Annotated in this window: 20 protein-coding genes; 12 read left to right on the top strand and 8 right to left on the bottom strand. The window is 73.1% G+C overall.

Features of this window, described 5'->3' with window-relative positions; translation table 11 throughout:
- Positions 1-4: 4 nt before the first annotated feature.
- The 3 genes from GCU56_RS08865 to GCU56_RS08855 are packed head-to-tail and all read right to left on the bottom strand — an operon-like array spanning position 5 to position 3,200.
- On the bottom strand, positions 5-826 hold the full coding sequence (locus GCU56_RS08865) for a DUF1028 domain-containing protein (protein ID WP_163481296.1): 822 nt from the start codon (positions 824-826) through the stop codon (positions 5-7).
- The gene (locus GCU56_RS08860; RefSeq protein ID WP_163481294.1) at positions 823-1,620 is read right to left on the bottom strand and encodes a TIGR03089 family protein; all 798 of its coding nucleotides are present in this window, start codon (positions 1,618-1,620) and stop codon (positions 823-825) included. The genes GCU56_RS08865 and GCU56_RS08860 overlap by 4 nt, the downstream gene beginning before the upstream one ends.
- The gene (locus GCU56_RS08855; protein ID WP_163481292.1) at positions 1,620-3,200 is read right to left on the bottom strand and encodes an LCP family glycopolymer transferase; all 1,581 of its coding nucleotides are present in this window, start codon (positions 3,198-3,200) and stop codon (positions 1,620-1,622) included. Before GCU56_RS08855 ends, GCU56_RS08860 begins: the two co-directional genes overlap by 1 nt.
- A gap of 285 nt (positions 3,201-3,485) precedes the next feature.
- Here GCU56_RS08855 and rfbB point away from each other — a divergent pair, with 285 nt between their 5' ends.
- The 4 genes from rfbB (at position 3,486) to GCU56_RS08835 (ending at position 9,714) form a co-directional block, all read left to right on the top strand.
- The gene (gene rfbB, locus GCU56_RS08850) at positions 3,486-4,508 is read left to right on the top strand and encodes a dTDP-glucose 4,6-dehydratase (RefSeq protein WP_163481290.1); all 1,023 of its coding nucleotides are present in this window, start codon (positions 3,486-3,488) and stop codon (positions 4,506-4,508) included.
- Positions 4,509-4,582: 74 nt separating this feature from the next.
- Positions 4,583-5,464: a dTDP-4-dehydrorhamnose reductase gene (gene rfbD, locus GCU56_RS08845; protein WP_345771737.1), complete on the top strand. Its 882-nt coding sequence runs from the start codon at positions 4,583-4,585 to the stop codon at positions 5,462-5,464.
- Between the two features lie 379 nt (positions 5,465-5,843).
- On the top strand, positions 5,844-7,817 hold the full coding sequence (locus GCU56_RS25120; RefSeq protein ID WP_345771736.1) for a peptidoglycan recognition protein family protein: 1,974 nt from the start codon (positions 5,844-5,846) through the stop codon (positions 7,815-7,817).
- The gene (locus GCU56_RS08835) at positions 7,807-9,714 is read left to right on the top strand and encodes a SpoIID/LytB domain-containing protein (protein ID WP_163481289.1); all 1,908 of its coding nucleotides are present in this window, start codon (positions 7,807-7,809) and stop codon (positions 9,712-9,714) included. Before GCU56_RS25120 ends, GCU56_RS08835 begins: the two co-directional genes overlap by 11 nt.
- An 86-nt stretch (positions 9,715-9,800) precedes the next feature.
- Here the strand turns inward: GCU56_RS08835 and GCU56_RS08830 are convergent, their stop codons facing one another.
- Positions 9,801-11,765: a DUF6541 family protein gene (locus GCU56_RS08830; protein WP_163481287.1), complete on the bottom strand. Its 1,965-nt coding sequence runs from the start codon at positions 11,763-11,765 to the stop codon at positions 9,801-9,803.
- Positions 11,766-11,984: 219 nt separating this feature from the next.
- Between GCU56_RS08830 and wzm the strand changes: the two genes are divergently transcribed.
- Genes wzm through glfT1 form a run of 3 tightly spaced genes read left to right on the top strand, consistent with a single transcriptional unit; the run spans position 11,985 to position 14,508 of the window.
- Positions 11,985-12,824 (top strand): galactan export ABC transporter permease subunit Wzm/RfbD, encoded by an 840-nt coding sequence (wzm, locus tag GCU56_RS08825; RefSeq protein WP_345771735.1) that lies wholly within the window; start codon positions 11,985-11,987, stop codon positions 12,822-12,824.
- A gap of 2 nt (positions 12,825-12,826) precedes the next feature.
- Positions 12,827-13,603 (top strand): galactan export ABC transporter ATP-binding subunit Wzt/RfbE, encoded by a 777-nt coding sequence (wzt, locus tag GCU56_RS08820; protein ID WP_345771734.1) that lies wholly within the window; start codon positions 12,827-12,829, stop codon positions 13,601-13,603.
- On the top strand, positions 13,600-14,508 hold the full coding sequence (glfT1, locus tag GCU56_RS08815; RefSeq protein ID WP_163481283.1) for a galactofuranosyltransferase GlfT1: 909 nt from the start codon (positions 13,600-13,602) through the stop codon (positions 14,506-14,508). Before wzt ends, glfT1 begins: the two co-directional genes overlap by 4 nt.
- Here glfT1 and GCU56_RS08810 read toward each other — a convergent pair.
- Entirely contained in the window at positions 14,495-16,435 is a 1,941-nt protein-coding gene (locus GCU56_RS08810; protein WP_163481281.1) for a glycosyltransferase, read from the bottom strand. The two genes, glfT1 and GCU56_RS08810, sit on opposite strands and share 14 nt — an antisense overlap.
- Before the next feature lie 20 nt (positions 16,436-16,455).
- Positions 16,456-17,643 (bottom strand): UDP-galactopyranose mutase, encoded by a 1,188-nt coding sequence (gene glf, locus GCU56_RS08805; RefSeq protein WP_163481279.1) that lies wholly within the window; start codon positions 17,641-17,643, stop codon positions 16,456-16,458.
- Between the two features lie 183 nt (positions 17,644-17,826).
- Between glf and GCU56_RS08800 the strand changes: the two genes are divergently transcribed.
- From GCU56_RS08800 to GCU56_RS08780, 5 genes are all read left to right on the top strand, one after another.
- Positions 17,827-18,750, top strand: a complete 924-nt coding sequence (locus tag GCU56_RS08800) for a glycosyltransferase family 2 protein (protein ID WP_345771733.1) — start codon at positions 17,827-17,829, stop codon at positions 18,748-18,750.
- Between the two features lies 1 nt (position 18,751).
- Positions 18,752-19,852 (top strand): mannose-1-phosphate guanylyltransferase, encoded by a 1,101-nt coding sequence (locus GCU56_RS08795; protein WP_163481277.1) that lies wholly within the window; start codon positions 18,752-18,754, stop codon positions 19,850-19,852.
- Positions 19,853-20,201: 349 nt separating this feature from the next.
- Positions 20,202-21,419, top strand: coding sequence for an alpha/beta hydrolase domain-containing protein (locus tag GCU56_RS08790; protein WP_163481275.1), 1,218 nt, complete (start codon positions 20,202-20,204; stop codon positions 21,417-21,419).
- 322 nt (positions 21,420-21,741) lie between these two features.
- Entirely contained in the window at positions 21,742-22,488 is a 747-nt protein-coding gene (locus GCU56_RS08785; RefSeq protein ID WP_163481273.1) for a glycosyltransferase family 2 protein, read from the top strand.
- Positions 22,485-22,907 (top strand): DUF2304 family protein, encoded by a 423-nt coding sequence (locus GCU56_RS08780; protein ID WP_163481271.1) that lies wholly within the window; start codon positions 22,485-22,487, stop codon positions 22,905-22,907. The genes GCU56_RS08785 and GCU56_RS08780 overlap by 4 nt, the downstream gene beginning before the upstream one ends.
- Here GCU56_RS08780 and GCU56_RS08775 read toward each other — a convergent pair.
- Both GCU56_RS08775 and GCU56_RS08770 read right to left on the bottom strand, forming a co-directional pair.
- Positions 22,836-23,831: a glycosyltransferase gene (locus GCU56_RS08775; protein ID WP_204331758.1), complete on the bottom strand. Its 996-nt coding sequence runs from the start codon at positions 23,829-23,831 to the stop codon at positions 22,836-22,838. The genes GCU56_RS08780 and GCU56_RS08775 overlap by 72 nt on opposite strands.
- Positions 23,832-23,836: 5 nt before the next feature.
- On the bottom strand, positions 23,837-25,138 hold the full coding sequence (locus GCU56_RS08770; RefSeq protein WP_163481269.1) for a lipopolysaccharide biosynthesis protein: 1,302 nt from the start codon (positions 25,136-25,138) through the stop codon (positions 23,837-23,839).
- Between the last annotated feature and the right edge of the window lie 421 nt (positions 25,139-25,559).

Here is a 25,559-nt window from a genome sequence, read left to right as displayed (position 1 = left end):
GGGGTCAGCCCAGCAGTCGCGACACCGCCGACAGCCGCGGGTCCCCGGCCATGGCGGCCAGCCAGGCCGACCACCCGGGGCGGGCGCGCAGGCCGGCGAGCGCGGCCCGGGCGGCGTCGCGGTCCCCGCGCTGGGAGGCGGCCAGGGCGGCGTAGAGGTCGCGGGCGCCGTCGGGGGCGAACAGGGCGAGGGTCTCGTAGTCGCGCTCGTCGTAGGCGCGCTGGAGGTTGCGCAGCACCCGTAACTGCGCGACCGGGTCGCCGGAGTCGTCGACCCGCAGGTCCGTGCGGACGCCGTCGTCCTCGTCGGTGGCCGGCGCGCCGCTGACCACCAGCAGGGCGGCCGACTGCCGGCCCCGGACGTCCCCGCCGGCGTCCTGACCGGCCGTCAGGGCGGCCAGAAGCCGGTCGGGGAGGTCCCCGCGGGCGGCGGCGAGGGCCTGCGCCATCGCCGGCAGCACCTCCGGGGAGGCGAGCATGTTGCCCTGGACGCTGGTGCCCTCGCCCACCAGGTGCCCGCTGACCGGGAAGGACCCGCGTCCGGTGTCGGCGGCCACCCGGCCGGCGGTGTCGAGGACGGCGATCTGCCGGTCGGCGTCCTCGGCGGAGTGCGCCGCCTTGCGCACGAGGTCGGCGGGGTCGGCCCCTGCGGCGAGCCCGCCCAGCAGCGTGTGCCCGAGACCACGCCGGCTGCGCGCCTGGACGGCGACCACCCCGACGCCCGGCCGCACGCTCGGGACGACCCGGCCGACGGCCAGGATGCACGAGGAGACGGCGATGCCCAGGTCGCCGGTCGCCGGATCGCGGGCGACGACGGAGAAGGTCACGCCCCGGCGGGGCGGCCCAGCGCGCGGATGCCGTCGATCGTCGTCCCGAGGGTGGCGGTGACCCGCTCGGCGGCCGCGCGGGCGGGCAGGCGGGTGGCGTCGGGGGAGCGGACCAGCACGAGGGAGGCGCCGGCCGCCAGCGGGGCCAGCAGCCAGGCCACGGGGCCGGCCTCCTCGGCGGTGCGCTCGTCGACCAGGACCCGGTCGCCCGCGACGATCCCCAGCCGGGTGGCCAGCTCCCGCGCCGCGTCGACCAGGCCGCCGAGGGTCAGCTCGAGCGCGCCCAGCCGCAGCCCGGGTGCCGCCGGGTCGGGTCGCTCCCACGGGACGAAGACGTCGCCGTGCACCCGCACCTCGAGTGCGTAGTCACGGGCCGGGCCGGCGTACCCGGTCATGCCCAGGCCGAGCGGGTGCAGGGACAGCCCCAGCAGCTCCGGCAGGTCCTGCTCCTCGAGCGGGCCCAGCCGGTCCTGCGCGGCCAGGACGACGTCGGTGTCGTCGAGCCGGCCGTCGTCCTCCGCGGCGGTGTCCAGGACGGTGGCGCCGCAGCTCCAGGCCGCCAGGAGCACGGCCGCGGTCTGCCAGTGGACGGGGAGCGCCACGGCGACGGTGCTGCCCGCGGTCACGTCGAACTCGTCCTGCAGCAGGTTGGCGGTCTTGGCCACCCAGTTGGCGACCGTGGCGGCCGACAGCTCGACCCGCTCCCCGGACGCGTCGTCGTAGTGGGTGAGCAGGGGCGCCGCCGCGTCCCGCCGCACCCGGTCGGCGAGCAGGTCGGCGGGCGTGGCGGCCATCAGTTGATGCAGGTGGTGTCGGCCGCGGTCCGGGCGTCCTCGCCCTCGACCGGCGCCGCCGCGGTGGTGGCCGGCGCGGCCAGCGGCTGGCCCAGGCCCTGGAAGTCCGAGCCGAGCACGAGCTGGACCACACCGCTGGTGCCGTCCTCGTTGGGGGCCGTGGTCGCACCCGGGATCGACGCGGCCAGCGTGGCGGCCAGCGGCTCGTCACCGGCGGCGTAGCGGATCTCCGTGGCGGTGTAGCCGGTGCTGTCGGCGTTGCCGGTGCTGGTCACCACGAAGCCGGCCGCCTCCAGTTCGCCCTTGGTCTCGGCGGCGAGGCCGGAGGTCCCCGAGCCGTTGTAGACCTCCACCGACACCTCCGCGGGATCCACCGTGGCCGGCGGGGTGTCCACGGCGGGCGCCGGCGCCTGCGGCTCGGCGGACAGGTCGGCGAAGAAGGCGTGCAGGGCGTCCTCGTCCTGCAGGCGCAGGATGTAGCGCCCCTGCTCGTCCTCGTCGTCCCCGACGTAGGGGATGGTCTGGAACTCGATGCTGCCCGGCGTGACCGCCTGCATCTGGCCGGCGAGGCCGAACAGGTCGAGGGACTGGTCGACCGTGAGCGAGCCGGCGGCCGCCTCGACGAGCTGGCGCTGCTTGCCCAGGTCGAGCAGGACGTTGTCCGACAGCATCTTGCGGATCATCCCGGCGATGAAGGTCTGCTGGCGGATGATCCGGTCGAAGTCGCCGCGGGGGAGGCCGTGCCGCTGACGGACGAAGGCCAGCGCCTGCTCCCCGGTGATCGTCTGGGGGCCGGCGGGCAGGTTCACGCCGGAGTAGCTGTCGCGCACCGGCGCGCAGAGGTTGACGTCCACCCCGCCGACGACGCTGGACAGCTGGAAGAAGCCGAGCAGGTCGACCTCGGCGTAGTGGTCGATCTGCAGGCCGGTCAGCCCGCTGATCGTCTGGATCAGCAGCTGCGCCCCGGCCGCCTGCCGCTGGGCGTCGTCGGTGCCCTCGGGCAGCCCGTAGTAGCCCAGCGCGTAGGCGGCGTTGAGCTTGTCCATGCCGTGGCCGGGGATCTCGACGTAGGAGTCGCGCGGGAAGGAGACGAACGAGGCCTTGGAGCCGTCGGCCGGCACGTGCACCAGGATCATCGTGTCGGTGTTGACGCCGGAGTCCTCCCCGGCGCTGAGCTGGGCGAGCTGCTCCTCGGTCAGTCGGCCGCGGCTGTCGCTGCCGACCAGCAGCAGGTTCATGGCCGCGCGGACGCCGTCGGCGTCGGCGTTGCCGTCGGTCGGGATGGCGTCGGTGCGCGTGACGCTGGCGTCGGCGACCTGACCGAGGTACCAGCCCCAGCCGCTGGCCCCCAGGACGACGACGGCGAGCAGGGCGGCGACCGCGCGGGTGGCGACGAGCAGACCGGCGCGCCGTCGGGGGCCGCCGTCGCTGGGCTCGTCCGGGCGGGCCGCGGCGGCCCGGGGAGCGCCGGCTCCGGCGGTCGTGCCGCGGCGCGGCGGGCGGCCGCTCCGGGGGTCGAGCCGGGCGGGCAGCGGGCGCGAGCCGTTCGGCGTGCCGTTGGTGCTGCGCTCGTCGGTCACGCGTCCCCCTTCGTGGCGCTCGTCGGCCGCATCCGCGGCGCTGCGGTGTGCATCGGTGAGCTCACTGGCTCGGTCCTCGGCACGGCCGTCCACTGGAGGACGCTGGTGCAGCGATGGTAGTTCCGCCGGACGGGGCTCCCGGGCCTCCGACACGGACCCGTCCGCCCGCCCCGACCCCTGCTGCTCACCGAGCGCACGAGTCACACGGCCACCGGGGCCCCGGTGGGCGATGCGGGACACTGGGACGCGGTGCCGGGGACGTGCCCGGCGGGAACGAGGGGTCTCGTGCGCATCTTGGTCACCGGCGGTGCCGGTTTCATCGGCTCGCACTACGTCCGGACCATGCTGACCGGCGGGTACCCCGGCTTCGAGGACGCCGAGGTCGTGGTGTTCGACAAGCTGACGTACGCGGGCAACCTCACCAACCTCGCGTCGGTCGCGGACTCCCCGCGGTACCGGTTCGTCCGCGGCGACATCTGCGTCCAGGCCGACCTGGACGCAGCGCTGCCCGGGGTCGACGTGGTGGTCAACTTCGCCGCCGAGTCGCACGTCGACCGTTCCATCCACGGGGCGGCGGACTTCGTCCTCACCAACGTCCTCGGCGCGCAGCAGGTCTTCGAGGCAGCCCTGCGGCACGGCGTCGGCCGGGTGCTGCACGTCTCCACCGACGAGGTCTACGGGTCCATCGACGACGGCTCCTGGACCGAGGACCACCTCCTGGAGCCCAACTCGCCCTACTCGGCCGCCAAGGCCGGCAGTGACCTGATCGCCCGCGCCTACGCCCAGACCTACGGGCTGAACATCTCGATCACCCGGTGCAGCAACAACTACGGGCCCTTCCACTTCCCGGAGAAGGTCATCCCCCTGTTCGTCACCAACCTGCTCGACGGCGAGCGGGTGCCGCTGTACGGCGAGGGCGCCAACGTCCGCGACTGGCTGTTCGTCGACGACCACTGCCGGGGCATCCAGCTGGTGGTCGAGAAGGGGCTGCCCGGCGAGTTCTACAACATCGGCGGCGGCCGGGAGCTCTCCAACAAGGAGCTCACCGAGAAGCTGCTCGACGCCACCGGCCGCGACTGGAGCTACGTCGAGAACATCGTCGACCCGCGCGGCGGTGGGCACGACCTGCGCTACTCCGTCGACTACTCGAAGACTGCGGCCCTCGGCTACGCGCCGCGGATGAGCTTCGAGGACGGGCTGGCCCTGACCGTGCAGTGGTACCGCGAGAACCGCGCCTGGTGGGAGCCGCTGAAGGCCGCCGCGGCGACGGCGCACCAGGAGGCCGGCTCCCAGGACGCCACGGCGTGAGCGAGCTCGCGAGCTCACCAGTGAGCACGGCAGCGCCCGCGAACGCGGCCGACGAGCGCCAGCGAGGAGGGCTCGTGAGCGGCCTGAGCACCGCCTGGCTGGTCACCGGGGCACGCGGACAGCTCGGGCACGACCTGCTCGAGGTCCTCGCCCGGCGCCCGGACGACGACGTGACGGCGCTCGGCCGCGCCGAGCTCGACCTCACTAACGAGGCGGCCGTCCGCAAGACGGTCCGGCACTGGCTGGACGAGGTGCGCGCCGACCGCGCCGTCCTGCTCAACGCCGCCGCCTACACCGCGGTGGACGACGCCGAGACCGACGAGGCCACCGCGCAGCTGGTCAACGGCGCCGCACCGGGCTGGCTGGCCCAGGAGATGGCCGGCGCGGGCCGGCTGGTGCACGTGTCGACCGACTACGTCTTCGACGGCACCGCCACCGAGCCCTATCCCGTCGACGCCCCGACCGCCCCCCGGTCGGCGTACGGCCGGACGAAGGCCGCCGGTGAGCGGGCGGTCGCCGCGGCCGGCGGGGACGCCACCACGGTCCGCACCGCCTGGGTCTACGGGCACCACGGCGGGAACTTCGTCGCCACGATGATGCGGTTGGAGGCCGACCGGCCGACCGTCTCGGTGGTCACCGACCAGGTCGGCTCGCCCACCTGGTCGCTCGACCTCGCCGCCGGCCTGGTGGCGCTCGGCGCCCGGGCCGAGTCGGCTCCGCCGGTCCTGCACCTCACCAACACCGGGGCGGCGAGCTGGTGGGACCTGGCGCGAGCGGTGTTCGAGGAGCGTGGCGCCGACCCCGAGCGGGTGCTGCCCACCAGCACCGACGCCTTTCCGCGCCCGGCTCCCCGGCCGGCCTACTCGGTGCTCGACACCACGGCCTGGACCGCCGCCGGGCTGCCGGCGCCGCGTCCCTGGCGGGCAGCGCTGGCGGAGGCCCTGCGCTCCTGGTGAGGCTGCCCTCCCGGGTGACGTCCGCGCCCGGGGAGCGTCCGCGCGCGGGGAACGCCGCCCTCCCGGCCGCGCCCGCCCTGTCGGCGACCTCTGCCCTCTCGGCGGCTGCCCTCCCGGCGACGCCTGCACGCCCGGTGACCGCCGCCTGGCGTGTCCCCCGGGGCGCGCGGTGACGGTGTTACTCGAGTGACGACGTCGGGGTCCGATGGGTCACAGGGGCTGGAGGAGCTGCCGATAGAGATGGTTTCGTTATGCAGACAATCACGGTCGGTGAGCGGCGCGCCTCAAGTGAAAGCGCGACCCTGACGATGAAGCTGCGGTACGGGTCCGTCTCGCCGTGCGGCCGGGCTCCCGCTCGCTCAACGGAGGAACCACGTTCGTGCGCCGCTCACTCGTAGGATCAGCAGCCTTCCTCGTCCTGTCGGGGACCATCCTCGTCCTGCCCGTCTACGCCGCCCCCACGCCGGAGGCGGAGCCGGTCGCGCCGTCCATCGAGGCGGTCGACCTGGGTTCGGTGGAGCAGCCGGAGGACACCGCCGTGGTCACCACGGACGGCGTCGTCGTCGACGCCGGTCCCGGGGCGGAGGTCGCCCCGCCGGCCGCGGGGCAGCCCGCTCCGCCGGCGACGACGTCCGGCGGTGACGAGGTCGCCAGCTCCGGTGAGGAGCTCGGCGGCGTCCCTGCGCTGACCGTCTCCCAGCCCGACAGCGAGCCGTTCTCGGCCGTCGGCGTCACGTGGGCACAGGACGACGCGGTGACCGGGGTGACCGTCCAGCTCCGCACGAAGGACGCCCGCGGCACGTGGGGTGCGTGGACGACGGTCGAGCAGGACGACGTCGAGCAGGAGTCGGCCGGTCCCGCCGACGCGGAGGCCCGCGGCGGCACGGCGCCCTGGTGGACCGGGGCGGCCACGGGCATCGAGGTCATCGTCCAGGCCGCGGACGGCTCCACGCCGCGCGACGTGCAGGTCCAGCTGATCGACCCGGGCAAGAGCGCGGCGGACGCGCAGCCGGGCACGCCGGAGATCACCGACCAGGCGAACGCCGCGGCATCCATGCCGCCGGTCTACTCCCGGGCCCAGTGGGGTGCCGACGAGAACATCATGGGCTGGGACCACGAGTACGCGCCGACGATCAAGGCCGCGACCATCCACCACACCGCCGGCAACAACGACTACACCGCCGCGGACGTGCCGGGGATCCTGCGCTCGATGTACGCCTACCACGCGGTCAGCCTCGGGTGGGGGGACATCGGCTACAACGTCATCGTCGACAAGTTCGGCCGGGCCTGGGAGGGCCGCTCCGGCGGTCTGGCCAGCACCGTCGTCGGGGCCCACGCCGGCGGGTTCAACACGTCCACGTTCGGCGTCTCGATGATGGGCAACTACGACGTCGTCGCCCCGCCGGCCGTCATGCTCGAGACGGTGGCCTCCGTCGCCGCCTGGAAGCTGTCGCTCTACGGCGTCGACCCCAAGGGGACGACCACGCTGACCTCCGCCGGGGGCGGCACGGCCAAGTACGCGAAGGGCCAGCAGGTCACCCTGCCGACGGTGTTCGCCCACCGGGACGTCGGCTCGACCGCCTGCCCCGGTCAGTACGCCTACAGCAAGATGAGCGACATCCGGGCGATGGTCGTGGCGAAGTGGGTCCCGGGTGGCGGGCCGGTGGCCGCCCAGAACGTGCTGCGCAACTCCAACACCCCGGGCGCCCCCGACCTCGACTTCTCCCGCGGTGACCGGGGCGACGTCCCGATCGCCTGCGACTGGAACGGTGACGGGACCGAGACGGTCGGCATCTTCCGCCGCGGCCGCTTCGTCCTGTTCGACTCCAACTCCCCGACCGCCGCGCCGGTCGCGGACTTCTGGTTCGGCGACCCCTCGGACCGGCCGCTGTGCGGCGACTGGGACGGCGACGGCAAGGACAGCATCGGCGTCTGGCGCCCGGGCTCGTTCTTCCTGCGCAACGCCAACTCGACCGGCCCGGCGCAGGGCGCCTTCATGTTCGGCGACCGCACGGCCCAGCCGGTGGCGGGCAACTGGGACGGCGACCCCTACGACACGGTCGGGGTCTACCAGCGCAACGTCTTCCACTTCACCAACAGCAACCTGCGGCCCAACACCGACGGTCACCTGTACTTCGGTGACGGCTCCGACCGCATCGTCGCCGGGGACTGGACCGGCACCGGCCGGGACACCATCGGCGTCCGCCGCGGCACCAACTTCTTCCTGACCAACAGCCTGTCCCGCCCCACGACCGACGTGGCGCTCCAGTTCGGCGAGGTCGCCGACGCGCCGCTGCCCGGTGACTGGGACGGCAACGGCACCGACACCGCAGGGGTCTCCCGTGGCTACTGACCGTCTCCGACTGCGGCGCTGGGCCGGCACGGCCCTCGCCGCGATCGGCCTCGCCGCCGCGGGGTCGATCGTCGCCCCGGCGCCCGCGCAGGCCGCACTCACCGGCGACGTCCAGTTCACCGGCCACGGCTGGGGCCACGGGCGCGGACTGGGGCAGTGGGGTGCGTACGGCTACGCCACCACGCACAGCTGGCCCTACACCCAGATCCTGTCGCACTACTACGGCGGGACGACGCAGTCCACCCAGCCCAACGACGTCATCACCGTCCAGCTCACCGGGCAGGACGGTCGCGACCTCGTCGTGACCTCGGGCCGGGACTTCACGGTGGGCGGCGTCCCGCTCCCCGCCGGCACCGCGGCTCGGGTGCAGGCCCGCCCCGACGGTTCCTTCACCCTCGCCACCGGCGCCGGCTGCGCCGGCGCGCTCTCCGCACCGCAGACCATCGGCAGCTCGCGGGTCGTCGCGAGCGTCCCACCGGGGAACGACCTGTCGGCGATGCTGAGTCTGTGCACTCCCACGGGGACCACCCAGTACCGCGGTGAGCTCTCCGTGCGGTGGCTGCCCGAGGGGCAGCGCACCGTCAACAGCGTGAACATGGAGGACTACCTCCGGGGCGTCGTCCCGCGGGAGTCGCCGGCGAGCTGGGGCGACGCGGCCGGCGGCAAGGGCATCGAGGCGCTCAAGGCCCAGGCCGTCGCGGCCCGGTCCTACGCCTGGGCCGAGGGCCGTTCCTCCTGGGCCAAGACCTGCGACACCACGAGCTGCCAGGTGTACCTGGGCGCGGGCACCAACACCACCAAGGCGCTGGAGGACCCGCGCACCGACGCGGCCATCGCCGCGACCAGCGGCGTGGTGCTCCGCAACGGGGCCAACGCCATCGTGCGCGCGGAGTTCAGCTCCTCGACCGGTGGCCACACCGCGGGCGGCACCTTCCCGGCGGTCCCGGACGCGGGGGACGCCGCCTCGCCGTACCACGACTGGGCGCTGGCGGTGCCGGCGACGACGATCGCCGCCGCGTACGGCGTCGGCACGTTGACCGACATCAAGGTCACCGCGCGCAACGGGTACGGTGCCGACGGCGGCCGGGCCACCCAGGTGCAGATCATCGGCACCGCGAAGACCGTGACCGCGACCGGCAGCCAGGTCCGTACCGCGCTCGGCCTGCGGTCCGACTGGTTCACCATCGGCGGGAGCCGGCCGGCCGCGGCGGTGCAGCCGGTGGTCTTCCAGGGGTCGGCCAACGTGCTGGGAGCGTCCGCCCAGGGCGTCGCCTTCGGGGGACGGGGCGACGTCCCGCTGTCCTGCGACTGGGACGGCGACGGGGTCGACACGCTCGGCGTCTTCCGCTCGGGGGTCTTCCACATCACCAACGCCGCCGGCTCCGGCCAGGCGGAGGCGTCCTTCGGCTACGGGCAGGCGGGCGACCAGCCGGTGTGCGGTGACTGGGACGGCAACGGCACCGACACCGTCGGCATCTACCGGTCCGGCCACGTCTTCCTGCGCAACAGCAACAGCACCGGCGTCTCGCACGGCGACTTCTGGTTCGGCGACCGCGGCGACGTGCTGGTGGCCGGCGACTGGGACGGCGACCCGTACGACACGGTCGGCGTCTGGCGGCGCGGGACCTTCTTCCTGACCAACAGCAACCTGCGGCCGGTGGCCGACGCGCGCATCTCCTACGGCGACGCGACGGACCTGCCGACGGTGGGCGACTGGGACGGCAACGGCACGGACACGGTCGGCATCTACCGCAGCGGCAGGTTCTTCCTGCGCAACAGCGTCTCCACGGGGGTGGCCGACCTGGCGTTCCCGTTCGGTGACGCGGGGGACCGCCCGCTCCCCGGGAGGTGGACGAAGGGGTCCAGCGACACGGTCGGGGTGGCCCGCAGCTACTGACCCCGGCTGAGCCGGGGTGCGACGCGCCTCCCCTGTCCTCCTGTGCGGAGGACGGGGGAGGCGCTGCTCGTCGCGGGTGCGGACGGTCAGCCCGCGGGCTGCGCACAGCCGGGCAGCGGGCGCTCGGCGAGCGGCCGCAGCGCCACCTCGTAGACCTGCACACCGTCCCGCTCGTACACGGCGTGCAGGGACGGTGACCCGTTCAGCCGGCGGAGGCCCGTGACCCGCTCGGAGCGGCTGTTGATGAAGCCGCTGCCGAGGAAGACGTAGCCGATGTCCAGCCGGTCGATCGCCTCCCGCACCGCGACGTCGCTGTCCAGGCACCGGAACCGCTCGCGCAGCAGCGTCTGGGTGGGGCCGAGGACGCCGAAGGACGAGACGAGGTGCCCGAACACCGGCCGCACACCCCCCACCGCGAGCAGGTAGGCCGAGCCGTCCGCCGAGTCGTTCATGACCGTCTCGCCAGGGGGGATGCGGTCGGAGAGCCAGGCCATCGCCGTCATCTCGGCGTCGTCGAGGTACCGGTCGTGCTGGTAGGCCCGGGCGATCCGGCTGTGGTTGTCCGTCCAGTACAGGCCGTTGGTCAGCAGCAGGAGGACGGCGAGGACGCCGCCGAACACCACCGCCCGGCCCGGCAGCCGGAGTCGCCGTGCCCGCTCCCCGGACACCCGGCGGGCCAGGGCGACCAGCCCCAGTGACAGGCGCCAGAGCCCGTGTGCCGCGAGCGGCGCCAGGCCGAGGACGGCCAGCGCCACGAAGCGCCAGCGGTCGTTCCACCAGGGGCCGGTCAGCGACTCGACGAACTCGGCGTCGGAGGCGGCCGTGAGCACGAACAGCAGCAGCGCCACCGCCGACCCCGCCACCAGCCACCACAGGTAGCGGGCAGACCGGATGGTGAGCAGGCCCGCCGCCACGCACAGGGCCAGCCAGGGCTGCGGCCCGGAGGCGCTGGCGTCGAGGACGACCAGCGCGTCGACGGCCTCGGCCAGGGTCATGTCGGCGGCCCAGTCGACGTCGGTCCCGGCGTTGGCCCGGAGGGCGCCCACCACGGCGGGCGCCGAGACCACCGCCGTCAGGACAGCGGCGAGCGCCAGCAGGCCGGCCTCCCGGCCGTCCACCCGCCGCCGCGACCAGCACCGCTGCGCCACCATGAGCAGCGCCAGTCCGGCCGCGGACAGCGCCGTGCTCGGCTGCAGGCCGAACAGCGCCGCTCCGCCCAGGACGGCGAGCACGACGTGGGGCGGCCGTCGGTCCACCACCAGGAGGCGGACGAGGAGCAGGAAGGCCGGCGTCACCGCGAGGCCGGTGGCGTAGGGCAGGAGCGGTCCCCGCCAGACGAGGTCGTAGGGGAAGCTGGCGAAGCCGGCCAGGAGCACCGGGGTGGACGCCGTCACGGCCAGCGGCGCGCCCAGGTCGCGGAGCAGCACGGCCAGCCCGAGGCCGGCCACCCCGCCGAGGAGCAGGATCTGGGAGTTGAGCACCGAGAAGACGTCCGCCCCGGTGAGGTCCCGGACGACGGCGCCGATCGCGGCGTGCGCGTTGGGGTAGAAGAAGGACTCGGAGTCCCAGTTGTTCACCACCCGCAGTGCCGACGCCGCGACGTCTCCCGAGTCGGCGATGAACCGGGTGATGTTCGCGTGGTACGTGTAGTCCCACGTCTGGTTGGGGCGGTCCAGGGACCCGAAGCCGCGCAGCATCGCGGCCAGGGACACGAGCCCACCCAGCAGGACCCCGACCGCCACCACGACGTCGTCCCGGCCCGGCCGGGCGAACCGGGGGAGCGGCAGCAGCGGCCGGCCACCCGCGCGGGCCCGTGCTCCCCACAGGACGCCGGCCACGACGACGGCCTCCGCGGCGAGGAACCAGCCGCCCCACGGGACGTCGACCACCTCCGCGACGGTGGCGGCCACCGCGGCCAGCCCGTAGGTGAGGACCGGGGCGGTCGCGAGGGCGTGCCGCGCCCGCAGCCCGGCGGCGACGGCGACCAGCCCGCCCGGGGCCAGCAGCACCACCAGGGTGGTGACCGGCACGATGATCGAGTCGAGAGGCACGAACGCCAGGTCCCGTCTGTGGTGGCGACGATGAGTGGCGGGTGCTGGGGCACTGGGCCGTACCCGCCGGCTCCCCCGCACGCCCCGCAGTCCCGGCCACAGTAGCCGGGCGGCGATCGGGGGTAGCCGTGTGGTGGCTGCGCCGGATGGGGTCAGGCGGGCGCCGGACCCCCGCCGGAGTGCGGGTCGGCCGGAGTGCGGCGGGTACCGTCGGGTCCCGTGTCAACAGCACCGCCCCAGTCGGACTCCCGCACGTGGTCCCGGACCTTCGAGGACCTCGGCGGCGGCTGGCGGCAGCGGCAGCTGTGGGGCCACCTCGGCTGGCAGGACATCAAGCAGCGCTACCGCCGCTCGGTGCTCGGCCCCATCTGGATCACCATCAGCATGGCGGTCACCGCCGTCGCGCTCGGCATCCTCTACGCCGGCCTGTTCGGCAACGACCTCGCGGTGCAGCTGCCCTACATCCTCGTCGGCTTCATCGTGTGGGGCTTCATCAGCGGCTGCGTCCTGGAGGGCGCGGACGTCTTCATCTCCAACGAGGGGCTGATCAAGCACCTGCCCGCACCGCTGAGCGTGCACGTCTACCGGCTGGTCTGGCGGCAGAGCCTGCTCTTCGCGCACAACATGATCGTCTACCTGGTCATGCTGGTGATCTTCCCGCAGCCGCTGTCGTGGACCGTCCTCGCCGCGATCCCGGCGTTCGCCCTGCTCATGGCCAACGGTGCCTGGGTGGCGCTGCTGCTGGGCGTCGTCACCACCCGGTTCCGGGACCTCACGCCGATCACGCAGAGCATCGTCCAGCTGATGTTCTTCCTGACGCCGATCGTCTGGATCTACGAGGACCTGCTCAACAGCGCGAACGAGTCGATCGCCGAGCGGGCCCGGCTGGCGGAGTTCAACCCCTTCCTGCACTTCGTCGAGATCATCCGGCGGCCGCTGCTGGGGCAGGACCAGCTCCTGCGGTACTGGATCGTCGTCCTCGTCATCACGGTGATCGGCTGGGCGGTGACGCTGTTCGTCGTCCGCCGGTACCGGTCCCGCGTCTCGTATTGGGTGTGAACGTGTCCACCGACCCCGCCGCCACGGACCGGCCCCCGGTCAGCATCACCACCAAGGACGCCTGCGTCGACTTCCCCATCTTCGACGCGAAGAGCCGGTCGCTGAAGAAGACGGTCATGGGCCTGGTCGGCGGCAACATCGCCAGCACCAGCAAGGTGCCGATCATCGAGGCGCTGACCGACGTCACGCTGCACCTGGAGCACGGTTCCCGGGTGGCGCTGGTCGGGCACAACGGCGCCGGGAAGACGACGCTGCTGCGGCTGCTGGCCGGCATCTACGAGCCCACCCGCGGCGTCGCGGAGATCTCCGGCCGGGTGGCGCCCATCTTCGACCTCGGCGTCGGCATGGACCCCGAGATCTCCGGCCTCGAGAACATCATGATCCGCGGGCTGTTCCTCGGGATGACCCGCAAGCAGATGGAGGCGCGGGTCGACGACATCGCCGACTTCACCGAGCTCGGCGACTTCCTGCGGATGCCGCTGCGGACGTACTCCACCGGCATGCGCGTGCGGCTGGCCCTCGGCGTGGTCACCAGCATCGACCCGGAGATCCTGCTGCTCGACGAGGGCATCGGCGCGGTCGACGCCGCGTTCCTGGAGAAGTCCAAGCAGCGGCTGGCCGACCTGGTCGAGCGCTCGGGGCTGCTGGTCTTCGCCTCGCACTCCGACGAGTTCCTGCGCGAGCTGTGCGACACCGCCATCTGGATGGAGCACGGCCGGGTCAAGCAGCAGGGCGAGCTCGAGGACGTCCTGCGGTCCTACAAGGGCCTCCCCGCGTGACCGGTGTCCCGGCCGGGGACGGCGAGTGCGTCGTCGCGGTCGTCGTCACCCGGCACCGCCGCGAGCTGCTGGCCGAGAGCCTCGCCGTCCTGGCCACCCAGACCCGCCGCGTCGACGCCGTGGTCGTGGTCGACAACGGGCCCGACCAGTCCGCGGAGGACGTCGTCCGGGCCAGCGGCCTGCCGGCGACCTACCTGCCCAGCCGGCGCAACCTCGGCGGGGCCGGTGGCTTCGCGCTCGGCATGCTGACCGCGCTGTCCCTCGGCGCGGACTGGGTGTGGTGCGCCGACGACGACGGCCGCCCGGCCGACGACCGGGTCCTGGAGACGCTCCTGGCCAGCGCCCGCCGGCACGGGCTGGCCGAGGTGTCGCCGCTGGTCGCCGACATGGCCGACCCCGACAGGCTGGCCTTCCCGCTGCGCCGGGGGCTGCGCTGGCGGCGGCGGCGCAGCGACTTCGCGGGGTTGGACCTGCTGCCGCGCTACGCGTCGCTGTTCAACGGGGCGCTGTTCCGCGCCGAGGCGCTCGACGTCGTCGGTGTGCCCGACTACCGGTTGTTCTTCCGCGGCGACGAGACCGAGATCCACCGCCGGCTGCTGCGGGCCGGGCTGCCGTTCGGCACCTGCACCGAGACCGCCTACCTGCACCCCGAGGGGACGACGGAGTTCGAGCCGATCCTCGGCGGCCGGCTGTCGGCGCAGTACCCGGCGAACGAGGTCAAGCGGTACTTCACCTACCGCAACCGCGGCTACCTGATGGCCCAGCCGGGCATGCGCTGGCTGCGCCCGCTGGAGACCGTGCGGTTCGGCTGGTTCTTCCTCGTCTCCCGCCGCGACCCGGGTGCCTGGCGCGAGTGGCTGCGCCTCACCCGGGCCGGGCGGCAGGAACGGTTCACCCGGCCCTGAACACCTGCTCCCAGCTCTCCGGCGCGGTCAGCTGCTGCATGTGCTCCCGGTACTGCTTCTTCAGCCTGGGGAACTCGCGCGCCAGCCGGATGTGCACCCGGACCGAGTGGTTGAGCATCTTCCAGAAGGTGTCCTGCTCGCGGCGGCGGAACGTGACACCCCGCCCGTCGGCGGTGCCCACGGTGGCGCTGTCCAGCCGGGAGAGCAGGAACCAGCGCGCGTCCTGGGCGCTGATGTTCATCTCCGGGCGGTCGGCGGCCTCGGGCTTGGGCCGCTGCACGTTGTGCACCAGCGCGGCCAGCAGCGTCCGGCCGATCGTCAGCGGCGTCGTCGGCGGCTTCATGAACCGCTCGGCCTTGATCGCACCCATCGACGGCAGGGGGAGGTCCGACGACGACGCGATGACCTGGCCGTCGGGGTAGTCGCCCTGGTGCTTCAGCGCGGTCGGCAGCGCCGTCGGGAGGATCGGGAACAGCCGCTCCGGGCCGGCGAGGAAGTCGTCGTACGCCCGGTGGTGCAGGGCCGCGGTGGCGTACTGCAGCATGATCAGGAACTTCAGGTCGAACTTGAAGGTGTCCAGCAGCAGCTTGCCGCCCCGCTTGTAGGGCGTGTGCAGCGCCGCCGCGACCAGCCGGTTCCGGGTGTGGAAGTAGGCCTGCCACCCCGCGGTGTCGTCCTTGTCGCTCCACGAGAGGTGCCACACGGCGACGCCGGGCAGGGTCGCGGTCGGGAAGCCGTGCTCGCCGGCGCGGATGCCGTACTCGGCGTCGTCCCACTTGATGAACAGCGGCAGCGCCAGGCCCAGCCGCTCGATCGCCTGGCGGGGGATGAGGCACATCCACCAGCCGGTGTAGTCGACGTCGATCCGCCGGTGCAGGTCCGGCGACTCGCGCAGGGTCTCCTCGGCGAAGTCGTGGGCGTACTCGGTGTTGGGCGCGGCCCGCCAGAAGAACTTGTCGCGGGCGACGACCTCGCCCATCGAGTGCAGCACGGAGCGGTCCTGCAGGGCCAGCATCTGGCCGCCGACCAGCATGGGCAGCTTGGTGAAGCGGGCGAAGGCGTAGGCCCGCGCGATGCTGTCGGGCTCCAGCTGCACGTCGTCGTCGAGCAGGATGTGGTGCGTCGCGTCGGTGTTGCGCAGCATCTCGTACATCGTCCGGGAGAAGCCGCCGCTGCCGCCGAGGTTGCCCTGCTCGACCAGCATCAGCTTGTCCCCGAGCGCACCGGACGCCGCCGGGAAACCGGCGTCGTCACGGACCTTCTTGGTGCCCTGGTCGGCGACGATCACCTTCGAGATGAGGCCGGCCACGACCGGGTCGCCGGCGAGCGCGGCCAGCGCCGCGACGCAGTCGGTCGGCCGGTTGAACGTGCAGATGCCGATCGACAGCCGGGTGTCGTGCTCGGGCGCCTGCGCCGCGGACCACGCCGCCTCGTGCACGGTCAGCGGGGCGTCGTCGGCCGTGACGTCGAACCAGTACCAGCCGCCGTCCTCGAACGGGGTCAGGTCCAGGTCGAACTCGAGCACCCGCTCCTCGCCGGTGGTGGTGGCACCGGTGACGTGGATGATGCTGCCGTCGGCCTTGGACCGGTAGACGTCGATCCGGCCGGGCCCGGAGACCCGCATGCCCAGCACCACCGAGCGCAGGACGGTCCACCGGCGCCAGTAGCTGGCCGGGAAGGCGTTGAAGTAGGTGGCGAAGGAGACCTCGTTGCCCGCGGCGACGCTGCCCTCCGACCGGTTGCTGGCCTTGACCCGCCGGGTGCCGGCGGCGCTCTCGTCGACGTAGAGGGAGCGCACCTTCAGCGGGTCACCCGAGCGCGGCAGCAGCACCCGCTGCAGCAGCGTGACCGCCTTGCCGCTCGCGAGGTCGGCCGCCGAGGAGTCGGCGACCCGTTCCGGGGAGACCGGGGAGTCGATCGTGGTCATCGGTTCGTAGTCCTCGCGGGTCAGTCGTCGAGGGAGCCGTCGAGCGACTCGCCCTGGTCGAAGAAGGGACGGATCCGGTTGTCGAACATGCTGAGCGCGGAGCCGATGGCCATGTGCATGTCGAGGTACTTGTAGGTGCCCAGGCGTCCGCCGAAGAGAACCCGCTTCTCGACGGCCTCCTTGCGGGCCAGCTCCCGGTAGCGCTCGAGCTTCGCGCGGTCCTCGGGGGTGTTGATCGGGTAGTACGGCTCGTCCCCGGTCTCGGCGAACCGGGAGTACTCGCGGACGACGACGGTCTTGTCCGTCGGGTAGGCGCGCTCGGGGTGGAAGTGCCGGAACTCGTGGATCCGGGTGTAGGGCACGTCCTCGTCGGCGTAGTTCATGACCGACGTCCCCTGGAAGTCGCCGATCGGCAGGACCTCGGTCTCGAAGTCCAGCGTGCGCCAGCCCAGCTCCCCGGCCTCGTAACCGAAGTACTTGTCGATCGGCCCGGTGAAGATGGTGGGCACGTCCTGCGGCAGCTCGTCGCGGACGTCGAAGTAGTCGGTGTCCAGCCGCACCTCGATGTCCGGGTGCTCCGCCATCCGGGTCAGCCAGGCGGTGTAGCCGTCGACCGGCAGGCCCTCGTAGGTGTCGTTGAAGTACCGGTTGTCGAACGTGTAGCGCACCGGGAGCCGGGCGATGACCGCGGCCGGCAGCTCGGTGGGCTCGGTCTGCCACTGCTTCTTCGTGTACCCGCGGATGAACGCCTCGTAGAGGGGGCGGCCGATCAGCGAGATCGCCTTCTCCTCGAGGTTGGCCGCGGCGGCCGTGTCGATCTCACCGGACTGCTCGGCGACCAGCGCCCGCGCCTCCTCGGGGGAGAAGCTCTTGCCGAAGTACTGGCAGATGGTCGCCAGGTTGATCGGCAGCGAGTAGGTCTGCCCGTCGTAGATGCTGAACACCTTGTGCTGGTAGTTCGTGAACTCGGTGAACTGGTTCACGTACTGCCAGACCCGCTCGTTCGAGGTGTGGAACAGGTGCGCGCCGTAGACGTGCACCTCGATGCCGGTCTCGGGCTCGGGCGCGGAGTAGGCGTTCCCGCCGAGGTGCGAGCGGCGGTCGAGGACCAGGACGCGCTTGCCCAGCTGACTCGCGACGCGCTCGGCGACGGTCAGTCCGAAGAAGCCGGAGCCCACGACGACGAGATCAGGTCTGGCGGAAGTCACGCCTCGCGACGATACCGTTATGTGATCCTGCGGCTGGCTCCCCGTGGCGGTTCCGGACGGCGCGCCGGACAAGCCGCTGGTCAGCCCGTCGCGCCCCGTTCCGGTGGCCGCGACCCAGCCGTCCCACCCGGCACGTGCGTCACCGCACGACGTCGTGCCGGAGGCGCCGCCTAGGGTGACCCCGTGCCGGACGACCCCGTGAGTACGCCGCTACGGGTGGTCGCGGTGACCTACTCGCCGGGGGAGGTCCTCGAGGGGTTCCTCGAGTCGCTGGCCGCCGCCACGACCCGCCCGGTCGAGGTGGTGCTCGCCGACAACGGGTCCACCGACGGCGCGCCGGAGCGGGCCGCCGCGCAGAACCCGCACGTCCGGCTGCTGCGCACCGGAGGCAACATCGGCTACGGCGCCGCGGTGAACGCCGGCCTGGCCGGGGTGTCGGAGGGCTACGCGCTGGTCGCCAACCCCGACGTCCGCTTCGAGCCGGGCTCGATCGACGAGCTGCTCACCGTGGCCGCCCGATGGCCGCGGGCGGCGACGCTCGGGCCGGCGATCCGGACGCCGGAGGGGGAGCTGTACCCCTCGGCGCGCGACCTCCCGCGGCTGTCCACCGGGGCCGGGCACGCGCTGCTGGGCTGGGCCTGGCCCGCCAACCCCTGGACCGCGCGCTACCGCCGGGAGCGCGAGTCGCCGCGGGAGCGCCCGGCCGGCTGGCTGTCCGGTTCCTGCCTGCTGGTCGACCTCGAGGCGTTCTGGTCGGTCGGCGGGTTCGACCCGGGCTACTTCATGTACTTCGAGGACGTCGACCTCGCCGAGCGGCTGGGCCGGCGCGGCTGGCTGCACGTCTACGCGCCCTCCGCCGTGGTCGTCCACGAGGGCGGGCACTCCACCCGCCGGGACCCGCACCGGATGCAGCGGGTGCACCACACCAGCGCGCTGCGTTACCTCTTCGGTCAGTACCCCGGCCGCCGGAACGCGCCGCTGCGGGTGCTGCTCCGCGGCGGGCTGGGCGCCCGGATGCTGGTCTCCTACGTCAGCGGCCGGGTGGCCGCGGGTGCCCGCTTCCAGCGGCGGGCCGACGACGTGGGCCGTTCCCGGACGAAGGGCTGAGATGCGGCACGCGGTGATCATGGCCGGCGGCTCCGGGACGCGGCTGTGGCCGCTGTCCCGGGCGGCCCGGCCCAAGCAGCTGCTCGACGTGGTCACCGAGGAGGACGGCGGCGCGCACAGCCTGCTCGCCGAGGCGTTCGGCCGGCTGCGCGCGGTGCTGCCGGTCGACCGGATCTGGGTGTGCACGGCCGCCCGGTACGGCCCGCAGGTGCGGGCGGCGCTGCCGGAGCTCGGCGCCGGCCGGCTGATCCTGGAGCCGGTGGCCCGCGACACTGCCAACGCGGTCGGGCTGGCGGCCGCGCTGGTCGCGGACGCCGATCCGGACGCCGAGCTGGCCGTGGTGAGCGCCGACCACGTCATCCGGCCGGTCGAGCGCTTCGCCGCCGCGCTGAGCACCGCCTACGACGTCCTCGCCGTCCGACCCGGCGCACTGGTCACGCTGGGCATCACGCCGACCGCGCCGGCCACCGGCTTCGGCTACGTGCAGCGCGGCGCACCGGCCGAGGTGCCCGGCGCGGCGGAGGCGGCGGCCTTCCGCGAGAAGCCCGACCGGGCGACGGCCGAGGCCTACGTCGCGTCGGGGGAGTACCTCTGGAACTCCGGGATGTTCGTGTGGCGGGCGCAGACGGTGCTCGACGCGCTGGCCGAGCACCTGCCGGAGTCCGCCGCCGGGCTGGCGCGGGTGGTCGCCGTCCCCGCGGGGCCGGAGCGGGACGCCGTCCTCGCCGAGGTCTTCCCGACGCTGCCGAAGATCAGCGTCGACTACGCCGTCCTCGAGCCGGCCGCGACCGAGCCGGGACGGGTGCTGGTCGTCGACCTGGACGTCGACTGGCTCGACGTCGGCTCCTGGCCCGCGCTGGCCGGGACGCTGGACGGCGACGGGGCGGGCAACGCGGTGCGCGGCCTGACCGTGCTGCTCGACAGCGAGCGCAACGTGGTCTTCAGCGACGACCCCGACCACCTGGTCGCGCTGGTCGGCGTGCGGGACAGCGTCGTGGTGCACACCGCCGACGTGACGATGGTCTGCCCGCTGGGCGACGCGGAGCGGGTCAAACAGCTCCTGGCCGAGGTCGAACAGCGGTCGGGCCCCCGCTTCTCCTGAGGCCGGGACACGCGACCGGACGAGTCCAGCTGGAGTCCGGCTCCGCCCGTGGCGACACGGCAGCGAGGTGGGCAGTCGTCCGCGCGTCGGGGGCAACGCGCCGCCTGGACAAGAGGCGGCTCCGAGCGCGCGTTGACAGTTGCAGACCGAAACGGAAACAGTCCTCTGGGTCGTGTCGGGTGGGCCGGCGCGTCGGACGAGGGAGTTCGAGATGCACCCACGTGTGCGGCTCGGCCATGGGGCTGGGGCCTGGACAGCAGTCGCGACGATCGCGTTCCTCGTGCTCACCGCGGCGCTGTTGGCGACAGCACCACGTGCACGAGCGGGCGGCGGAGGCGAGGGGATCACGGTGGAAGGCCCCATCACCGGCCCCGGGCCGATGTTCGCCGGGATCCGACCGGGACCCCCGGGCACCAACCCGGAGGACTTCGGCTACGTCGCCGAGGAGTACTTCGTCTCGGGGACGGCGGCCGGCCAGCCGTACGAGACGCGGGTCCTGGTGCGCCGTCCCGCGAAGGCCAGGGACTTCAGCGGTCAGGTGATCGCCGAGCCGATGCACCGAGGCGGCAACGCGCTGATCTGCCAGTTCGCCCGCTACGGCATCGCCCAGAACGGCCACGCCTGCCTGGAGATCGTCGCCCGCCCGATCAACCTGGACAACGCGGGCAATCCGGCGAGCTCGCTCGAGCCGTTCAACGCGGAGCGGTACGGCACCCTGAGCGTCACGGCCGCTCAGACGAACGAGATCATCGCCCAGGTCGGCCGGCTCATCAGGAGCGACGCCCGTACGGGCCCGTTGGCCGGCTTCCCGGTCGAGGCGCTGGTGCTCGCCGGCACCTCGGACTCCTCCGCCGTGACCCGGGGCTACATGGCCTCGACGCACGCGGCGCAGCGGATGCCGGACGGTGGGCCGATCTACCAGGGCTTCTTCGTGACCGCCACGCTCGGACCCAACCCGGTCGAGATGACCGACGTGCCGACGATCCAGATGCCGACGCAGTTCGAGGTGCACACCAACGTCAGCAGCGCTTACCGGCGACCGGACAGCGACGTGCCCGGCAACCAGTTCCGCATCTACGAGGTGGCGGGGATGTCGCACAACGACTCACGCGAGAACCCCGGCGTCAGCGGATGCGATCAGCCGCTGAGCAGGTTCCCCTACGGGGCGATGACGTTCATGGGCCTGCAGCACCTGCTCGACTGGGTCACCGACGGCACCGTCCCCCCGCGCGCCCCGTACATCGCCGTCGACGAGGACCTCAGCGACGGGACCCGCGTCCAGCTCGACCAGTACGGCAACGCCGTCGGAGGGGTCCGGACGACGTACCTCGACGTGCCGACCAAGCGCTACTGGCCGGTGAACACCGGGGCGGGGCCGCTCTGCTTCCAGGTCGGGGTCGAGACGCCGCTGACCGCGGAGCAACTGTCCGCGCTGTACGAGAACCGCGGGGCGTACACCAGCGCGGTGCACCAGCGGCTCCACGACCTGGTGCGGGAGGGCTGGTTCCCGCGTGAGTACGTGGAGCGGTACGTCAAGGCCGACCTCCGGGAGTCCACCCACTCCTGACACCGCCACGCCACGAGGGACGGGGCGTCTTCCGAGCGGGAGGCGCCCCGTCCGTCCCTTCCTCGAGACCCGTCCGGGCCCAGGGGGCCGGGGCCGTGGGTGGCGCTTGTGACGTGAGTGCAGTGTGTGCTCACACCGTGGCAACCGGGTCGGAGTGTCGCCCGGAGCGGACGGGTTCGTCCCGCATGCTCGACGGGCCAGCTCGGCACGCGTGCAGAACCGCGGAACGGACGACGAGGGACACAGGCTGATGACGGTGACGCATGACCCGGCAACGGTGCGTGGGGGCATTCCGCCGCGGATGCCCCTAGCATGCGAGGAGATGGACTCGTTGCGCCCCCAGGCCGTGGACAGCCCGAACCCGGCGGCTCCCTCGTGGGAGGACACCGTCGTGGTCGTCCGTGTCTACAACGAGGCCCCCGTGGTCGGCGCCGTCATCTCCGAACTGGTCACCGCCGGGCTCTCGGTCATCGCCGTGGACGACGCCAGCACGGACAACTCGGCGGAGGAGATCGACAAGGCCGGCGCCTTCCGGGTGAGCCACCCGATCAACCTCGGCGCCGGTGGGGCCCTGCAGACCGGCTTCGAGGCCGCGCTGCTGCTCACCGACGCGCGCTACATCGCCTGCTTCGACGCCGACGGCCAGCACCAGCTCCCCGACCTGCTCGGCATGATCGACAAGATCCGCGAGGGTCATGACGTCGTCATGGGCTCGCGCTTCCTGGAGGGCGACGGCCCGACCCAGATGAGCTGGCTGCGCCGCACCATCCTGCGGACGGCGGCCAAGCTGCTCAACCGCGGCAGCAGCACCCGCCTGACCGACGCCCACAACGGACTGCGGATCGTCGCCCGCCACGTGGCCGCCGACATCCGGCTGTCGCACGCGGGCATGGCCTACGCGTCGGAGCTCGAGCGGTACCTCACCCGTCCCGAGTACCGGATCACCGAGTACCCGGTGCACATCCTGTACACGGACTACTCGAAGTCCAAGGGCCAGCCGCTGCTCAACAGCATCAACATCCTCGCCGAGGTGGCCGCGCACCGGGTCACGAACTGGGGCCGAAAGTGATCATCCAGCTGCTGCTCGTGCCGGCCCTCGTGCTGGCCGTCCTGATCTCCCTGCGCTCGCGGACGTCGCTGCGTGGCCAGGCCCGCCGCAAGATCCTGGCGGTCCTCACCGTGGTCGCCGGCGTGCTCGCGGTCCTCTTCCCCGACTCCCTGCAGGCGCTGGCCAACTGGACCGGCGTCACCCGTGGCACCGACCTGCTGCTCTACGCCCTCGCGCTGGTGATCATCTATCTCGTCGGCAGCACGAGCGTGCGGTTCCGCGAGCAGGAGGCGCGCCTGGTGCTCCTGGCTCGCCAGGTCGCGCTCGCCGACGCCGCGCTGCGGCACGTCGAGGCGGTGCAGGCCCGCTCACAGCAGCCGGCGGACGACGTTCCAGTAGCCGTTCATCGCCGCGTTGAGGAGTCCGCCACCGCGCGGTAGCGGCAGCACGCTCTGGTCGAACCGGCCCGTGAGCAGCCCCGCCAGCTCACCGTCGTCGCGCCGGCGGGCCTGCTGGACCGCCCGGCGGTGCGCGGTCAGCCACGTCCGCTCCCGGACGAGCCACCGGTACCCGCGGATCTTCGCGGGGAGCCAGCCCCGGGACGCGGCGACGAGGCAACTCGCCACCTCGAAGGCGAGCAGGGCCGGCGCCAGGAGGACCAGCGTCCTGGCCTGGTACAGGGTGAGCACCAGGATCAGCCGGTTGCGCTCGAGCAGGTAGAACTTGGCCTTGTTCCGGCCGAACTCGTAGTGGTGGAGGACGACGGCCGACGGGACGTAGACGACGTCCCACCCCTGCTGCCAGCAGCGCAGAGACAGGTCGGCGTCCTCGAGGTAGGCGAAGAAGCGCTCGGTGAACCCGCCGAGCGCGTTCCACACCTCTCGCCGCACGACGATGGCCGCGCCGCTCGCGCTGGCGATCGGGAACTCGGTGTCGTGGTCGGCGGCCGGCTCGCCGAGGTGGCCGGCCCAGGACAGTCCCAGGACGTGCACCGGGTTGCCGGCGGAGTTCAGCAGTTCGGGAGTCTCGGCCAGCCGCAAGCTCGCCGAGGCGATCCCGACGTCGGGTCGCGCCGCCACCTTGGTCAGCTCGGCGAGGGCGTCGGGCTCGACGAGGGCGTCGGAGTTCACGAAGGCGAGGAACTCCGAGTCCGTGGCGGTGGCGCCGAGGTTGCAGCCGCCGGTGAAGCCGGTGTTGGTGCCGGGCTCGAGCAGCGTCACGCCGGGACGGTCGCGCAGCGGGTCCATCGACGGGGTGGTGCACCCGTTGTCGACGACGACCACGTGCACGGACACGCCGGTGGAGGCGAGGATCCGGTCGACGACGTCGTAGAGATAGGGCTGCTCGCCGTAGGCGAGCACCACCGCGGTCAGGTCCAGGGGATGTCCTCTCCGTCGGCCGGCGCGCGCGACCCCGCGGTCAGCGGGGCGCGCAGGCGCAGGCGCATGGCGATCACCAGGACGAGCGCGGCGACCGCGCTGCCGGCGAGGAAGGCGAACCCGACCCGCTGCTCCAGGCGCAGCGGGGCGAGCAGGGCGAACAGGAAGGCCGCGGTGCCGGCCAGCCAGCCGACGACCGGGGCGCGGTAACCGCGGATCGACACCAGGGTCTGCGCCAGCACCGAGGCGAGCATGAACAGCCCGCTGGCCGCGGCGAGCGGCCAGAGGTCGGTGCGGGTCGTGACGAAGTCCGAGCCGTACACGAGCCGGACGAGCCACGGCCCGATCGCCACGATGACCAGCAGCCCGGCGACACCCATCGCGGTGACCGCGCCGGCGATGAGGTCCAGGCGGCGGCGGAAGCCGGCGTCGTCGCCCGCGGCGGCGAGCGCGGCCATCCCGGGGAGGAACGACGCCTGGATCGCGGCGAAGAGGAACAGCGGCACACGGGTGAGCACGAGGACGCTGATGAAGATGCCGGCGCGCGCCTGCTCCTCGGCACCGGCGAGCAGGCTGGCCGCCACGGGGGCGGCGTTGATGACGAACTGGCTCGCCAGCGCCCCGACGCTGAGCCAGCCGACGGCGTGGGACAGCTCGCCCCAGGAGTGGTGCGGCCCGGGCTGGTTGGCCGGGCCGAGCCAGCCGGCGGTGAGGAGGACGGCGACGATCGGGGCCAGACCCAGGAAGAGGCCGTACCAGCCCGCGGTGGCGACGCCGATCAGGGCGAGCGCGGCCGCGCTGCCGATCCGCAGCACCCCGTCGATCGCCAGCTGGGTGCCGTAGCGGGGGAAGGCGCCGCCGCCGGCGAACGCGCCCCGGGTCAGGTGCTCGGCGCCCAGGCCCACCAGGCCGAGCAGCAGCGCGAGCACCAGGACGTCCTGCCCGGCGAACACCTCGTCGGCCAGCGGGCGGCGGGCGAGGAACAGGACCACCGCCGCCACGACGACCAGGCCGCCGGCCAGGGCGCAGGCCCGCAGGAAGACCGGTCGTGCGCCGTGCCCGTGCGCGGCGCGCTCGGCGACGGCGCGGCCGACCTCCTGCTCCAGCGGCTGGAAGAGCGCGGGGCCGAGGGCGTTGATGAGGACCCACAAGGTGCCCAGCGGCGCCAGCTCGGCGGGGCCCAGCGCGCGGCCGCTCACGGAGAGGAAGGCGAAGGACGCCAGACCCAGCACGCCCAGGCCCACGGCCACGGGACCGACCTGCCGGGTGACGGCGGAGAGCTGGCTCGCCACCTGTTTCCCCCTCGCGCGCGCCGGATGGCGCTCGCGCACCACCCTAGGCGACCGCCCGGAGGTGCTCCCGGCGTCCGTCGGAGGCCGATCCGGGCCTCTCGACGGCCCCCCGGCGACACGACGGGCGTGATCTGTGTGACTCGGGGGGACGGGAGTGACGACACCGGGATTTTTCTGGCGGGCCGCGCGTCAGCCTCTCGGACACCTCCTCGTAACCCCTTAGGTGGTGTCGGGTCGTTCCGCATGTCAGACAGTGACGAGGAGTCGACAAGGAGACTGGCCGACATGGCCTACGCCGTTGGATGGAACGGCGTGTCCGGAGCGAGAAGGGCACGACGACTTGTCTCCGTGACGACAGGAGTTGCCGTGCGACGTGCTTGCCATCGCTCGGCCGGCTGCTAACTTTGCGTCAGTCGCCCAA

It is taken from the genome of Geodermatophilus sabuli (genome assembly GCF_010686765.1).
GTDB lineage: Bacteria > Actinomycetota > Actinomycetes > Mycobacteriales > Geodermatophilaceae > Geodermatophilus > Geodermatophilus sabuli_A.
Note: the sequence above shows the minus strand (reverse complement) of the source record. Positions and strands in the feature narration are given on the sequence as shown.

Coding starts and splice junctions, on each gene's coding strand:
- GCU56_RS08860 (WP_163481294.1), bottom strand. CDS start 1,620: ATGGCCGCCACGCCCGCCGACCTGCTCGCCGACCGGGTGCGGCGGGAC.
- GCU56_RS08810 (WP_163481281.1), bottom strand. CDS start 16,435: ATGACCACGATCGACTCCCCGGTCTCCCCGGAACGGGTCGCCGACTCC.
- GCU56_RS08795 (WP_163481277.1), top strand. CDS start 18,752: ATGCGGCACGCGGTGATCATGGCCGGCGGCTCCGGGACGCGGCTGTGG.
- GCU56_RS08785 (WP_163481273.1), top strand. CDS start 21,742: ATGGACTCGTTGCGCCCCCAGGCCGTGGACAGCCCGAACCCGGCGGCT.